Raw genomic sequence first — 13,574 nt, forward strand, 5'->3', positions numbered from 1 at the left:
ACGGCTAGCTACATATGGTGTCGTTGATCTTCAAGCTGATTTGATCAACAACGCCGGTTTACACCCTAACAAGTGTCTAATTATTAACCATCAAGACGCAAAAGCAAGCCTTGTTACAGATTCATATTTTAGTTTGTATCCGACATATGAGTATAATGAAGGTAATTTTTTATCAATAAGTTAGGTGGCTTCGCTTAATCGGCACACCTAGGTATCAATATGAACAACGACATCGAAAAAGATTTTAATTTGGGCGGTAGTATCAACCGTGCACTTTCTGGCGATTATGAGCTCAAAGCAACGGCTGTATTCCAAGAAGCTTGGAAACATACGATAAGTCACTTTCTTTCGTTTTCCCCAGCGATTATTGCTTTGATGTTTGTGCAGCTCGCTATCTTTTATATCGCACTAAAACTACAGCTTGGTGATCCCGCGGTTATCTTAGATGCAGTTATCGACCCAGAGTCGTTTACGCCACAAATCGTTGAATCGATTTTTATCGCGAACTTTAGCTATGAAGTGATCAGTGCGCCTATCTATGCGGGTATCTGTTTAATGGCAATGAGTCACGCCGCTGGCCTACAAACCAAAGTACGCCACATCGGTAAAGGTTTGCAGTTTACGGTTCCGGTTATTCTAGTGACTTTGTTTAGCCTAATGCTTCAAGGCATCGCAGGTATGATTCTGCCGTTCTTGTCTATCTACTTCTCACTAGCGTTCAGCCATTCGATTCTGCTGATTTGTGATAAGAAAGTGCCGCCAATGCAATCGCTGCTGCTTTCTCTGCGTGCTGTCAACAAAAAAATCTTCACCGTTGCTTCTATCTACCTATTAGTAATGCTGATGTTCATCGTCGCGGCAATGATGTACGGCATTGGCTTAATCTTCGTTCTTCCATTCTTCTTCCACGTGAAAGGTATCCTTTACCGTGAAATGTTTGGCATCAAGTTGAAACTGATTGCTTCAGATCGTCCAAAGAGTGATGACGATAACAACGACAGCAATAACGACGACAATAACAAAAACCCACAGGTGTTCGATGCATAAAGAAACACAGACAAGCGCAAGCAAATCACTTGCGCTTAAAGTGACGGCACTGGCTCTTGTTGGCTCTATTTCACTAATTGGTCCTTATATTTACCAAGAAGAGGAGCGTCGACGTACGACAGAGCAGAGCGCCAATTCCACTGACCAATTTGGTGACTTGACGGTTTCTTCGAGCACACCAAACTTTGCGGCCATCGAAGATGTGAACGAGAAAAAGGACACATTTTTTTCGTTCCTACGTCCAAGCATCAATATTGAAAACAAACGTATCACCAAAGAGCGCGCGTTTTTAACTAAGCTCTCTGAGTCTGGTTTAAACAAAATTGATTCTGAAGACGCATCTTATGCGAAAAGGTTAGGGAAGTTATACAGCTTACCTGTGCCTAGTGAAGGTTTAGATCAGGCATGGCTGACAGAGATGCTTAATCGCGTCAATGTACTGCCAGAAGCGCTCGTACTGACACAAGCAGCGAATGAGTCAGCTTGGGGAACGTCGCGTTTCGCCACCAAAGCGAACAACTATTTCGGACACTGGTGTTACACCAAAGGTTGTGGCCTTGTTCCGCTACAACGTAACGAAGGTAGCTCGCATGAAGTCGCCACATTCTCTTCAAGCCAAGAATCCGTACATCGGTATTTCATGAACCTTAATCGTAATCGTGCTTACGCCGATCTAAGAGTGATTCGTGCAAAACTTGATGCGCAAGGTGATGATCTTTTAACAACCGCAACGGCGACAGAGCTCACCAATGGCTTGTTAAAATATTCTGAGCGAGGTTCCGACTATGTGACTGATTTACAAGCTATGATCCGTCACAACGAGGTATACTGGAAAAAGTAACTCATTTTGATACCAACTTGGTTGCCTTCGATAGTCGGCTTATACCAGTAATATCACAAAAAGAGCAGCTCATTGGCTGCTCTTTCTATTTATAAACGCTCAACTTCGACAAGATTATAATAATGAAAAAGACAGCACTCGCTTTATTAGCCTCATTAAGCCTTGGGGTTTCTCTTCCTGCTTCAGCGCAAGAATACATGTTCACGTATTCTAAGCTTTATACTCAGCTGAAAAACAACACCAAAGAAGGGCATGATGATGTCAAAGTTGCGGTCTTCTTTGTTGATCAACAAGCTCAGCAAACCTGTCACATCAGCAAAGCTTGGATGGAAAAAGAAGAGCACTACGAAGAGCTAAAAGTCTCTCCGGCCAATGAACTGCTTCTACCGGTAGATCAAAACCTACGCTCAGCAAACCCTCTTATCTTTGTAAAAACTCAAGAACAGGAATGTGCGTATTCTTTTGTGGTGATGACTCAAGAGCCTTTAGCTGGCACAGTAGAAGTTGCACAGATAGAAAACCTATTGCCACAGATGCAGGCGATGCTTGAAGACGTCAGCGGTATGTTCTCTGGTTGGTTCACGCCAGATATCCAAGGGTTAACGCTAGAGTTCGCTAATAAGCTGGAAGGCAACATCGAGCTTTCAAATGGCAAGCAACTACCAATCAAAGAAGGACGTGCGAAATTCACCTTAGAAGAACTGAATGGAAGTGACAGCATCACGTTGCCAGAACCAACAGTTCGCGTATTGCCGTACATTCCCGCGCAATAATTTTTAACAGAATCATTGTTAGTGAAGTAAAAACTTAGCGAAATCATCCCCCTAAGTTTTTGCGACATATCTTAAAGCAGCCTCATCGAATAAGATCAGGCTGCTTTTCTTTATCTATGATACCAACCGAGAGCTTGTGAAGCCGCGTTTCTCTGCCGTTTAGAGAGCTTATCGAATAATAAAAGCAGAATCTTTCTATTACTCAGCTTGTTTATCCTACCGTTACTATTTCAACATCAAATAAAAATCCGTATAATCCACGCCCTAAAACAGTCCCACTAGCAATCTACAGTCGGTAATACGACGGTGTGAGAGTCGCAATGAACCAAAACGATAATAGAAAAGAAACACTTGAATTCAACAAACTTCAGAAACGTCTGAGAAGAAATGTTGGAAATGCCATCATCGACTACAACATGATCGAAGAGAATGACGTAGTAATGGCATGTATTAGTGGCGGTAAAGATTCATTTGCGATGCTAGACATTTTGCTACGTTTACGTGAAGCAGCACCGATCAAATTTGATGTTGTTGCAGTAAACCTAGATCAAAAACAACCTGGGTTCCCTGAACACATTCTTCCTGAGTATTTTGAAACGCTGAACATTCCTTACTACATCGTAGATAAAGATACGTATTCAGTGGTTAAAGAGAAAGTGCCAGAAGGCAAAACAACGTGTGGCCTATGTTCTCGTCTTCGTCGTGGTACTTTGTACTCATTCGCAGAGAAGATTGGTGCAACTAAGATCGCTCTGGGTCACCACCTAGACGACATCGTTGAGACCATGTTCCTAAACATGTTCCACGGTGCGCGCCTAAAGGCTATGCCACCAAAGCTTCGTTCAGATGATGGTCGTAACGTTGTTATTCGTCCACTGACTTACTGTCGTGAAACGGACCTAATCAAATACGCAGAACATAAAGAGTTCCCAATCATTCCTTGTAACCTATGTGGCTCTCAAGAGAATCTACAGCGTCAGAACATTAAAGCGATGCTAATTGATTGGGATAAGAAAACGCCTGGTCGTGTTGAGAAGATCTTCAAGTCAATCCAAAACGTAAGCCCAAGCCAACTGGCTGACCGCGAGCTGTTTGACTTCGTTAACCTTCCACTAGACCGTAGTGAAGACCGCAAAGCGTACGAATTCGAAGAAGCTGAAATTTCATCTTCAAACATTGATGAGTCAATGTTCATCGACGTAACGAACGTATAATAAGAATAATCGTTGTAGAGCAATAGATGCGCCTACAACAGACAAACAAAAACGCCTCAAGCAATGCTTGAGGCGTTTTTTTATAAGTTAAACTATCCCTGACCTAACCTTTCGAAAGGTTAGGGTCTAGTGGGCTGACGTAACCAGACGGTTTAAGAGCCAACACATCACAGTTAATCTTATCGATAACATGTTCCGCGGTATTACCAATAAACACGGCAGACAAGCCAGTACGACCCGTTGTACCCAGAATCACCATCGCAGCGTTATTTTCAGAAGCGACGCGAGGAATAACATCTTCTGGCAAGCCTTGTTCAACCACAGTTTGTTCTTCACACATACCGTGCTTCTGGCGCAATGCTTTCATTGCCGTTAAGTGATGGCCACGAACCGCATCGGTATAAGACGTTGGATCAAACTCTGGCAGTTCAATGGTAATATTCGCAGGTGTCACAGGGTAGGCATTCACCAAGAACGGTTCCGCATTCAAACGACCGGTGATCTCTAGCAATCTGTCGACCATCGTATCGTTAAGCTCTAAATGAGCTTCTGTTTCAGAACCTACATGAACTGAAGCAAAAATCTTCGCGTGATCTGGCCAGAAATCGTTTTTAACCAATAGCACTGGGCTAGGGCACTTTCTCAATAAATGCCAATCGGTTGGAGTAAAGATGACAGATTCCAAGGTATCGTGCTTACGCGTGCCTTTGATTAAGATGTCGTGCTCACCACTGTAAACCTCGGCAATGATCGCTTCGTATGGGCGGTTGTGCCAAACCACTTGTACATTAAATTCAATAGAATCATCTAGGTAAGGTTCTGCGACTTTATTCATCCAAATTTCGCGTTGATGAATTACGCCTTTGCGCATTGCGTCTCTTTCATCGATAGAGAGCATAGATGTCATTTCATACGAGAAGTCGTATATCGACAAAAAGAAAGTGATGTGGCTTGTTGAGGTGCTTTTCTTAGCAAGTTGGATAGCACGAACTAGAGCAGGTTGCTCATCGTGATTAATGTCTGCGACAACTAAAATTTTGTTATAGATACTCATAACTAAGCCTACTTTTCAGACCGAACATATAAATAATGTAGCGTAGTTATGGAGAGATTAAGAGAAATATAAGAGGTTTTAAGAGAGAAACATGATGTAGCTCATTATTGAACTACATCATTGATATCTAGACTATTCTTTTGAAACGCCAGCAAGTTCCATCAACGCATCGTGATCTTCGATAGTGATATATTTGCCTTTAACGCTCAAGATGTCTACTTTTTGGAAACGGCCTAGAAGACGGCTAATTGTTTCAACAGTCAAACCAAGGTAGTTACCAATATCGCCACGAGTCATCGTTAGGCGGAACTCACGCGGGCTGAAGCCACGTTGAGAAAAGCGAGTAGAAAGGTTGTAAAGGAATGCAGCAAGGCGCTCTTCCGCGTTCTTCTTAGAAAGAAGCAGAATCATTTCTTGGTCACCTTTAATCTCATTACTCATCAGGCGCATAATTTGCTGACGCAATTTAGGCATTTTTCCTGATAGGTCATCAAGAATCTCATATGGGATTTCACATACCATAGAAGTTTCTAGCGCTTGTGCGAAACTAGGGTGTTGGTCACCAGTAATCGCATCGAAGCCAACAAGATCGCCCGCTAGGTGGAACGCAGTAATCTGCTCATCACCTTGCTCAGTAATCGTGTAGCTCTTGATCGTTCCAGAGCGAATAGCATATAGAGATTTAAGCTCGTCACCGGCTTTAAATAACTCTTGGCCTTTTTGAATAGGCTTTTTTCTCTCAATGATCTGATCAAGTTGATCGAGTTCAGATTCATTCAAAGTAAACGGAATACAGAGCTGGCTAATACTACAATCCTGGCAATGGATCGCACAGCCACCAGACTGAACACGTTTCGTCACAGGCTTTTCAGAAATCATAACAATCTTTCACTATTTGATATACGTCAATATTTTAGCATTCCTTTATCCAATTGGGTAGTAAAAAAACCGGATTTAAAGATTGCCTATACGGTATAAATAATGAGCTGCAATGCCATATATCCGGTATAGAAACCATAAAGGAGGATTAAAATTGCGCCTAATTGGCGAAATAAGTCAGCTTGTTGCATTTTTTTGAGGAAATTAGCGCCCATACCTACTGTGAGCATTGCTGGAAGCGTACCTAAACCGAAAGCAAGCATGATACCTGCACCGTTGTACCAACTTCCTGATACCGCCGCCCACGTGAGCATTGAGTAAACTAAGCCACATGGTAGCCAACCCCAAATAAAGCCAAAAGGCAAAGCGTGGCTAGGGTGCTTCAAGGGTAGAAATGATTTACCTAAAGGTGAGATATAGCGCCATAGCTTCTGTCCGACTTTTTCAAAGAACAACAAACCGAACCACCATTTACCGATATACAAACCTAAGACGATCATGAAACCAGCAGCAAATAATCGCAGCCAACCCAGCAGAGCGTTAAAATCGCTTAGCTGACCTATTGTAGAGATCGCACCGCCAATCACACCGCCGATCACGGCATAACTTAGCAAGCGTCCTAGATTATAAAGTAGGGGAATAACAGGGGAAGGTTTACTGTTGCCAATCGAAAGAAGCGACGCAATACCACCACACATTCCCATGCAATGGCCTGCGCCGATCAATCCAACAACAAAGGCTCCGATCCAATCAGGCGTCATCGTTCTTTTTGTCTACGTTAGTTTGGCTTTCGCTGTTAGCTTTCTCATTCTTGACAGGTTTGCTATCAGAATGGTTGTGAGCCTTTTCGTCTTCATCAAACAGAATGTTGTGACCTTGACGTTCTAGGTCTTCAAACTGTTCGCTCTTCACCGCCCATAGAAAAATACCAACAGCGATGCACACCAGTACAATCGCAATGGGGATCAGAATGTATAAACTTTCCATTATTTACCTTGCTCTTTTAAAAGCCTTAACGAGTTAGACACAACAATAATAGAGCTGGCAGACATGCCCACAACGGCAATGTATGGAGCAACCAAACCCGCGACAGCCAATGGAAGGATAAGTAAGTTATATCCTAATGACCAAGCTAGGTTTTCACGGATTATCTTACGCGTTTTTAATGCCAAAGTACGCGACTTAAGTAATCTATCGAGCTTATCACCCAATAACACCATATCTGCAGAGGCTTTCGCCACATCGGTACCGCCGCCCATAGCAACTGAAAGGTGAGCACCCGCAAGAATAGGGGCATCGTTAATACCATCGCCAACCATCATTGTGATGTCACTTGCATCTCGAGAATTCAGGTAAGCAAGTTTATCTTCAGGTTTCGCGTTAGCAACAATATCAGTAATACCGATCTCTTCAGCAACAGGCTTCGCGTTAATCAAAGAATCGCCAGTAAGCAGAGTTGTTTTGATGCCCGCTTCTTTAAATTGCTTAATAAACTCGATGCTTTCTTTACGGATTGGATCTTCATAAGTAAATGTAGCGATATGACGACCCGCCATCGACAAGTAAATGCCGTTGCTTTCCGATGGTTGAGCTTCACCTAGAATGAATTCACTACTACCGATTGCTACTTCTTGACCATTCCACTCACCAGTAATACCTGAACCAATTACGTTATTGACAGACTCTACTTCGATATCATCTGAAATATGAGACTTGAACGCTTTAGCGATAGGGTGGTTAGCGTGTTGTTCCAGGCTCGCCGCTACTTTGAGACAAGTGTCTTTATCAAGTTCAGCGAAGGTTTCAACTTGGCTGATACGAATATCACCCTCAGTCAATGTGCCTGTTTTATCGATGATCAAGTGATTTACTTTGCACAAGGTTTCGAATACGTGGCCTTTGCGCAGCAAAATACCGAAGTTACCCATGCGAGAAGTGGAACAGGTAATCGCCGTCGGTGTTGCAAGTGACAGAGCACAAGGACACGTTGCGACCAATACCGAAAGCATGATCCAGAAAGCGTCTTCTGGTCGTGTTTGGTGCCAGTAAAACCAAGTGCCGAATGAGATGATTAAGATAACCGCAACAAAGTATCGAGCCACAACATCAGCAATTTCTGCAATGCGAGGTTTAGACAGTTGCGCTTCGTCTTGCAGGCGAACGATGTTGGAAATCACCGAATCCGCTTTTGATGTCATCACTTCCAGTTCAAACGACTCATCACCATTCAATGTACCAGCGTAGACAGTATCGCCTTCGTTTTTGACCACATGGATAGATTCGCCAGTCAGCATCGATTCATCGATATGAACTCTGCCAGACAATACTTTGCCATCGGCAGGAATGTGCTCACCCGGTAGAACGCGAATTTGGTCGCCAACTTTTAAGGTTTTGACTGGAACTTGTTCGCCATCTAACGTTGTTGCCATAGCAGGAACGAGCTTAAGCAGGTTACCACTAGCAGCGGCGGCTTTACGACGAGCGCGCATTTCAAGGAAACGACCAAGCAGTAGGAAGAAGGTAAACATCGAGATAGATTCGAAGAATACTTCACCTTTCTCTGTCAACGTTGCGACCAAACTTGCAACGTAGGCAAACAAAAGAGCGATCGACACAGGTACATCCATACCCAATGTTCGACCTTTGAGGCTACGCCACGCGTTGATATAGAAAGGCAATGCAGAGTAGAGCAGAACCGGTGTTGCAAAGATTAAGCTCACCCAACGGAAGTAGCTTTTGAATTCGGGCTCAAGGTTACCAAAGACTTCAAGATAAAGCGCAACAGCCAGCATCATGACCTGCATGGTTGCTAAACCAGCAATGCCAAGACGATAGAGATAATTCTTCATCGATCGATGATAGGCGGCTTCTTGTTGATCAGCCTCAAAAGGTGCGGCTTTGTAGCCTAAGGTATGGATTGCAGACAACAGCTCGCTCAGTTTCGTCTGAGTGTTGTCCCAACTGAGCAGGGCGCGGTTAGTCGTGGTATTAACACGAATACTAACAACCCCTAACTTTGAAGAGACTTGCTTTTCAATAAGCCAAGCACAAGCAGCACAAGAGACACCTTCTAGTGACAATGTCACTTCAGAGGTGTTTTCAGAGTTACGGACGAACTCCAATTGAACATCTTCGTTGTCGTAATGACTGAGTGCCAGAAGTTGCTCTGGCACGAGATCCGCTTTTTCAGCTGGAGCGGTACGATATTGGTAGTAAGAGACCAGGCCGCTATCAACGATTGTCTGGGCTACGGTTTCGCAACCCGGACAACACATAGGTCGCACCGATCCTAAGATTTCTACTTTAAAATCCGTTTCCGCTGGTACATCTTCACCGCAGTGATAACAGGATTCACACATAAGATTTAGTTCGTTAGTTGAGTAGGAGTATCAATAGGGAAGTTCATGCGACCTTGCACTAACCATTCAGAATCATGCGGAGAAAGCTCGATAAACCATGGACCTTGCATTTCATGGTCCAGAGTCAACGTGTAGTTGCCTCTCGCATCAGCGGTCAGTAGCTGAGTAAAATCACGGTCAGGCAGCGTTCGGTGTACGAACATTGCGCTAATAGCAGGGAAGTGGTCTAGCTTGCCTTTGTCGAGAGTAATGATAACTGAGTTACCTTTCTCGCTAACTGAAGCTGATAAGCCAAGCTCTTTAGCAACATTTACTTTCGAAATGTCGACATTAATACCTTTACCTTTTTTATAGTAATCTTCAGTGACAACGTTAACTGAATGGTTGGTAAGTATCGCGACTCGAACCAATGTTAGCATAGAAACGCCAACGGTTAGGAAGATCAAAAACCACGGCCAAAACTGCTTATACCAAGGTTGTTCCATATTATTATTCTCAATATATACAATGAAATAAAACTAATTTTTACAAACACTTAAGGTTATAACTGTAAAAGAAAGACAGCCCCTTAAGAAGGGGCTGTTATTATTATGTTACTCTTTATCTGAGTTGCTGAGGCTCCAGACGTAGGCAGAGACGAGCTGAACCTTATCCTCACCAAGGATGTCCTTCCAAGCCGGCATTACACCAGAACGTCCGTACATGACTGTTTCCGTCACATCAGCGCGAGAATCGCCAAATAGCCAGTCGCGGTCAGTCAAGTCAGGTGCGCCAACAGCAGGGTTACCCTTACCATCAGTACCGTGACAGGCTGCACACACTACAAAGCGCGCTTTACCAGCCTCTGCTTCACGTGCGTTTACGCTACGACCAGAAAGGCTAAGCGTGTAGCTAACTACTTCTTTTACGCCTTCTTCGCCAAGAGCGTCTTTCCAACCTGGCATTTGACCGACACGACCATGCATGATGGTAGTAACGATAGCTTGTGGTTCACCACCATATAGCCATGCGTCATCAGTTAGGTTCGGGAAACCTTTCTGACCACGTGCATCAGAGCCGTGACACTGAGAACAGTTTTGTAGGAACAAACGTTGGCCCACTTTGATTGCATCGGCATCTGATGCAATGTCAGGGACAGAACGTAGACCGTTTTCGTCGTGAGCTAGCTTTCTGAAAGCTTCACCAAAGTAGGTGTCAGCATCATCAAGTTCTTTCGCGTATGCGTCTAACTGTTTGTTTGCTTGCGCAGCAGCGATTGCAGAGCGAGACTCTTCTACGCTACGAACTGTTTGGTTTGAACTCGTCCAACCTAGTAGACCTTTAAAGTTGCCAAGGCCTGGGTATAGAGCTAGATAAACAGCTGCAAACACAATTGTGCTAACGAAAAGGTATGTCCACCATTTAGGTAGCGGGTTATTAAGCTCACGAATACCATCGTATTCATGGCCCATATCCTGACCTTCTTCTACACCTGTTTTATCGTTGGAACACCAACGAAGTAAGGCTGCACAGCCAATCAATGTACCGATTGTGATTACTGTTACCCAAATACTCCAGAATGTACTCATTACTTCGTCACTCCTTGATTTTTATCTTTCGCAGGTGCTTCATCAGCGAACACTAGGTTTGCATCTTCGTCGAAGCGCGACTTACGATTTTTACCGAAAGCCCACCAAACGATGCCGATGAAACAAGCAAAAACAGTAACAGTCCAAACACTTTGAAATGTAATAATGTCCATAATTATTCCTTATTTCATTGCGTGGCCAAGCGATTGAAGGTAAGCGATGATTGCATCCATCTCTGTTTTTCCTTCAACATCTTGTTTAGCGTTAGCAATTTGTTCGTCTGTGTAAGGAACACCAAATTGATTACGGAAGATTTCAAGCTTCTGTTTAGTCAATTTGCCATCAAGTACATTCTCAGCAAGCCATGGGAAACCAGGCATGTTTGATTCAGGAACAAGTTCGCGAGGGTCGATAAGGTGAACGCGGTGCCACTCATCAGAGTAACGATCACCAACACGCGCTAAATCAGGACCAGTACGCTTAGAACCCCATAGGAATGGGTGTTCCCAAACGCTTTCGCCAGCTACAGAGTAGTGACCGTAACGTTCAGTTTCAGAGCGGAAAGGACGAATCATTTGGCTGTGACATACGTTACAACCTTCGCGAATGTAGATATCACGACCTTCCATTTCCAGAGCAGAGTAAACACGTAGATTTTCTACAGGTTCAGTAGTCTGCTTTTGGAAAATAAGTGGGGTAATTTCTACTAAAGCACCAAAACTGATAGCAATAACGATAAGAATCGCTAGTAGGCCAACATTCTTCTCTACCAACTCATGGCGATTATTTGAATTTGAGCTCATTCTAAATCTCCTTAAGCCGGTTGAGGGATAGCTTTAAGGCTATCTTTAGGTGCAGAAACAGTTTTGTACGTGTTGTATGCCATTAAGAACATACCAGATAGGAAGATGAAACCACCTAAGAAACGTACAAAGTAGAACGGGTAAGACGCTTCTACAGATTCAACGAAGCTGTAAGTTAATGTACCGTCAGAGTTAACTGCACGCCACATCAGACCTTGCATCACGCCAGAGATCCACATTGCTACAATGTAGAAAACCGTACCAATCGTTGCTAACCAGAAGTGAACATTGATTAGGGATACAGAGTACATCCGCTCTTGACCAAATAGTTTAGGAACTAAGTGGTAAACCGAACCGATAGAAACCATTGCAACCCAACCTAACGCACCAGAGTGAACGTGACCGATAGTCCAGTCCGTGTAGTGAGATAGTGCGTTAACCGTTTTGATTGCCATCATTGGGCCTTCGAAAGTCGACATGCCGTAGAATGATAGAGAAACGATTAGGAAACGTAGGATTGGGTCGTAGCGAAGCTTATGCCACGCACCAGATAGAGTCATAATACCGTTGATCATGCCACCCCAAGATGGAGCAAACAGAACCAAAGACATAACCATACCTAGAGATTGAGTCCAGTCAGGAAGTGCAGTGTAGTGTAGGTGGTGAGGACCAGCCCAGATATACAGAGACACGAGAGCCCAGAAGTGAACAATCGACAAACGGTAAGAGTAAACAGGGCGACCAGCTTGTTTAGGAACGAAGTAGTACATCATGCCTAGGAAACCAGCTGTCAATAGGAAGCCTACCGCATTGTGTCCGTACCACCATTGCACCATTGCATCGATCGCTCCGGAATAAATCGAGTACGATTTAAACGCAGAGACAGGAACAGCTAGGCTGTTAACGATGTGCAACACGGCAACCGTGATAATGAAGGCTCCGAAGAACCAGTTTGCTACGTAAATGTGCGATGTCTTACGTTTAATCATGGTTCCGAAGAACACGACCGCATAAGCTACCCACACAAGAGTAATAGCAATATCGATTGGCCATTCAAGTTCTGCGTATTCTTTACCAGAGGTTAAACCTAACGGTAAAGTAATTGCAGCGGACAGGATAATCGCTTGCCAACCCCAAAAGGTAAAGGCTACGAGAGGGCCACCAAAGAGACGCGTCTGACAGGTACGTTGTACAACATAATATGATGTTGCAAACAGCGCACTTGTACCGAACGCAAAAATAACCGCATTAGTATGCAGGGGACGTAAACGACTGTACGTCAACCACGGCGTATCAAAGTTTAGCTGTGGCCAAACTAATTGAGCGGCAATCAAAACACCAACGCCCATACCGACAATACCCCACAAAATTGTAACTAGGGTAAATTGACGGACGACCGTATAGTTGTAGTTTTGTTCAAGCTGCTTTTCTTGGCTCATTTGCATGCTTCCAATTTCTTATTTACTACACTTTACTTCCAACACGACTCACGTCGTAATGCCACCCAAATTAGAAAAGGAAATTCAGCCTATTCAGGGCTTTATTTCCACTTGCTGATTTTAAAAAAAAGTGGCATTTTCAACGCGACACTATACTTGAATTAACAAATCAATGACAGAGTAGTAACCTTACGCTTGGTCTGGAATTGGATTTTTATTTAAAAACTTTGAACTTTGTAACAAGGAGTAAAGATTATAATGGCGGCACAAAAGCTAACAAAAGGCAGGCTTGTTCAAATTATCGTCATGTTGGTTATTTTAATAGCTGCATTTACTTGGAGAACAGTAACATACGATAATAACGAAACAGTAAACTGTATAGTTTCAAAACCTTGTAAATTTGGTATTGATAATCATAATATTTCAATTTCAAGCAATAACCTAGGGTATTCGATCGAAACATCTAAAACTGGCAAATTTATCATTAGCTATAATGAAAGCGGAATTCTGGAAGAAAAAGGACCATCAAATTGGCTGTTACAAACGGCGTTGTTGATCAAATCAGCTTGAGGTTCAACGACGCCATATTTGACTAAT

16 protein-coding genes are annotated in these 13,574 nt (G+C 43.4%); 6 read left to right on the plus strand and 10 right to left on the minus strand.

Annotated features, from left to right (window positions below; translation table 11 throughout):
* From ACED46_RS19875 to ttcA, 5 genes are all read left to right on the plus strand, one after another.
* Nucleotides 1–184, plus strand: a 184-nt coding sequence (locus tag ACED46_RS19875) for a hypothetical protein (RefSeq protein WP_371722250.1), incomplete at its 5' end; no start/stop codon positions are given.
* A 35-nt stretch (nucleotides 185–219) separates the two neighbouring features.
* Nucleotides 220–1,047 carry a hypothetical protein gene (locus tag ACED46_RS19880; protein WP_017059632.1) on the plus strand — a complete coding sequence of 276 codons (828 nt, stop codon included), beginning with the start codon at nucleotides 220–222 and terminating at the stop codon, nucleotides 1,045–1,047.
* On the plus strand, nucleotides 1,040–1,888 hold the full coding sequence (locus tag ACED46_RS19885; RefSeq protein WP_171733013.1) for a glucosaminidase domain-containing protein: 849 nt from the start codon (nucleotides 1,040–1,042) through the stop codon (nucleotides 1,886–1,888). The genes ACED46_RS19880 and ACED46_RS19885 overlap by 8 nt, the downstream gene beginning before the upstream one ends.
* Before the next feature lie 122 nt (nucleotides 1,889–2,010).
* Nucleotides 2,011–2,661, plus strand: a complete 651-nt coding sequence (locus tag ACED46_RS19890) for a DUF2987 domain-containing protein (RefSeq protein ID WP_371722251.1) — start codon at nucleotides 2,011–2,013, stop codon at nucleotides 2,659–2,661.
* A gap of 320 nt (nucleotides 2,662–2,981) precedes the next feature.
* Nucleotides 2,982–3,875, plus strand: a complete 894-nt coding sequence (gene ttcA, locus ACED46_RS19895; RefSeq protein ID WP_017059635.1) for a tRNA 2-thiocytidine(32) synthetase TtcA — start codon at nucleotides 2,982–2,984, stop codon at nucleotides 3,873–3,875.
* 103 nt (nucleotides 3,876–3,978) lie between these two features.
* Here ttcA and uspE read toward each other — a convergent pair whose 3' ends face one another.
* From uspE to ccoN, 10 genes are all read right to left on the minus strand, one after another.
* A complete protein-coding gene (uspE, locus tag ACED46_RS19900) occupies nucleotides 3,979–4,929 on the minus strand; it encodes a universal stress protein UspE (protein WP_371722252.1) in 951 nt (316 codons plus the stop codon).
* A 132-nt stretch (nucleotides 4,930–5,061) separates the two neighbouring features.
* The gene (locus ACED46_RS19905) at nucleotides 5,062–5,808 is read right to left on the minus strand and encodes an FNR family transcription factor (protein WP_371722253.1); all 747 of its coding nucleotides are present in this window, start codon (nucleotides 5,806–5,808) and stop codon (nucleotides 5,062–5,064) included.
* Between the two features lie 86 nt (nucleotides 5,809–5,894).
* Nucleotides 5,895–6,569, minus strand: a complete 675-nt coding sequence (locus ACED46_RS19910; protein ID WP_371722254.1) for a sulfite exporter TauE/SafE family protein — start codon at nucleotides 6,567–6,569, stop codon at nucleotides 5,895–5,897.
* A complete protein-coding gene (ccoS, locus tag ACED46_RS19915; protein WP_017059639.1) occupies nucleotides 6,559–6,795 on the minus strand; it encodes a cbb3-type cytochrome oxidase assembly protein CcoS in 237 nt (78 codons plus the stop codon). The genes ACED46_RS19910 and ccoS overlap by 11 nt, the downstream gene beginning before the upstream one ends.
* Nucleotides 6,795–9,167, minus strand: a complete 2,373-nt coding sequence (locus ACED46_RS19920; protein WP_371722255.1) for a heavy metal translocating P-type ATPase — start codon at nucleotides 9,165–9,167, stop codon at nucleotides 6,795–6,797. Before ACED46_RS19920 ends, ccoS begins: the two co-directional genes overlap by 1 nt.
* Nucleotides 9,168–9,172: 5 nt before the next feature.
* Nucleotides 9,173–9,652, minus strand: a complete 480-nt coding sequence (locus ACED46_RS19925; protein ID WP_017059641.1) for a FixH family protein — start codon at nucleotides 9,650–9,652, stop codon at nucleotides 9,173–9,175.
* Nucleotides 9,653–9,760: 108 nt separating this feature from the next.
* Nucleotides 9,761–10,735, minus strand: a complete 975-nt coding sequence (gene ccoP / locus ACED46_RS19930; RefSeq protein ID WP_017063857.1) for a cytochrome-c oxidase, cbb3-type subunit III — start codon at nucleotides 10,733–10,735, stop codon at nucleotides 9,761–9,763.
* Nucleotides 10,735–10,908, minus strand: coding sequence for a CcoQ/FixQ family Cbb3-type cytochrome c oxidase assembly chaperone (locus ACED46_RS19935; protein ID WP_004733679.1), 174 nt, complete (start codon nucleotides 10,906–10,908; stop codon nucleotides 10,735–10,737). Before ACED46_RS19935 ends, ccoP begins: the two co-directional genes overlap by 1 nt.
* A gap of 9 nt (nucleotides 10,909–10,917) precedes the next feature.
* Nucleotides 10,918–11,538 (minus strand): cytochrome-c oxidase, cbb3-type subunit II, encoded by a 621-nt coding sequence (gene ccoO / locus ACED46_RS19940; protein WP_017059643.1) that lies wholly within the window; start codon nucleotides 11,536–11,538, stop codon nucleotides 10,918–10,920.
* 11 nt (nucleotides 11,539–11,549) lie between these two features.
* Entirely contained in the window at nucleotides 11,550–12,983 is a 1,434-nt protein-coding gene (gene ccoN / locus ACED46_RS19945) for a cytochrome-c oxidase, cbb3-type subunit I (protein ID WP_009846707.1), read from the minus strand.
* 252 nt (nucleotides 12,984–13,235) lie between these two features.
* Between ccoN and ACED46_RS19950 the strand changes: the two genes are divergently transcribed.
* Nucleotides 13,236–13,547 (plus strand): hypothetical protein, encoded by a 312-nt coding sequence (locus ACED46_RS19950; protein ID WP_371722256.1) that lies wholly within the window; start codon nucleotides 13,236–13,238, stop codon nucleotides 13,545–13,547.
* Nucleotides 13,548–13,574: the final 27 nt, after the last annotated feature.

The organism is Vibrio sp. 1S139 (assembly GCF_041439475.1).
GTDB classification, from domain to species: Bacteria; Pseudomonadota; Gammaproteobacteria; order Enterobacterales; family Vibrionaceae; genus Vibrio; species Vibrio crassostreae_C.

Coding starts and splice junctions, on each gene's coding strand:
- ACED46_RS19925 (WP_017059641.1), bottom strand. CDS start 9,652: ATGGAACAACCTTGGTATAAGCAGTTTTGGCCGTGGTTTTTGATCTTC.
- ccoS (WP_017059639.1), bottom strand. CDS start 6,795: ATGGAAAGTTTATACATTCTGATCCCCATTGCGATTGTACTGGTGTGC.
- ACED46_RS19935 (WP_004733679.1), bottom strand. CDS start 10,908: ATGGACATTATTACATTTCAAAGTGTTTGGACTGTTACTGTTTTTGCT.
- ACED46_RS19885 (WP_171733013.1), top strand. CDS start 1,040: ATGCATAAAGAAACACAGACAAGCGCAAGCAAATCACTTGCGCTTAAA.
- ACED46_RS19880 (WP_017059632.1), top strand. CDS start 220: ATGAACAACGACATCGAAAAAGATTTTAATTTGGGCGGTAGTATCAAC.
- ACED46_RS19920 (WP_371722255.1), bottom strand. CDS start 9,167: ATGTGTGAATCCTGTTATCACTGCGGTGAAGATGTACCAGCGGAAACG.
- ccoN (WP_009846707.1), bottom strand. CDS start 12,983: ATGCAAATGAGCCAAGAAAAGCAGCTTGAACAAAACTACAACTATACG.
- ACED46_RS19890 (WP_371722251.1), top strand. CDS start 2,011: ATGAAAAAGACAGCACTCGCTTTATTAGCCTCATTAAGCCTTGGGGTT.
- ACED46_RS19905 (WP_371722253.1), bottom strand. CDS start 5,808: ATGATTTCTGAAAAGCCTGTGACGAAACGTGTTCAGTCTGGTGGCTGT.
- ccoO (WP_017059643.1), bottom strand. CDS start 11,538: ATGAGCTCAAATTCAAATAATCGCCATGAGTTGGTAGAGAAGAATGTT.
- ttcA (WP_017059635.1), top strand. CDS start 2,982: ATGAACCAAAACGATAATAGAAAAGAAACACTTGAATTCAACAAACTT.
- ACED46_RS19910 (WP_371722254.1), bottom strand. CDS start 6,569: ATGACGCCTGATTGGATCGGAGCCTTTGTTGTTGGATTGATCGGCGCA.
- ccoP (WP_017063857.1), bottom strand. CDS start 10,735: ATGAGTACATTCTGGAGTATTTGGGTAACAGTAATCACAATCGGTACA.
- ACED46_RS19950 (WP_371722256.1), top strand. CDS start 13,236: ATGGCGGCACAAAAGCTAACAAAAGGCAGGCTTGTTCAAATTATCGTC.
- uspE (WP_371722252.1), bottom strand. CDS start 4,929: ATGAGTATCTATAACAAAATTTTAGTTGTCGCAGACATTAATCACGAT.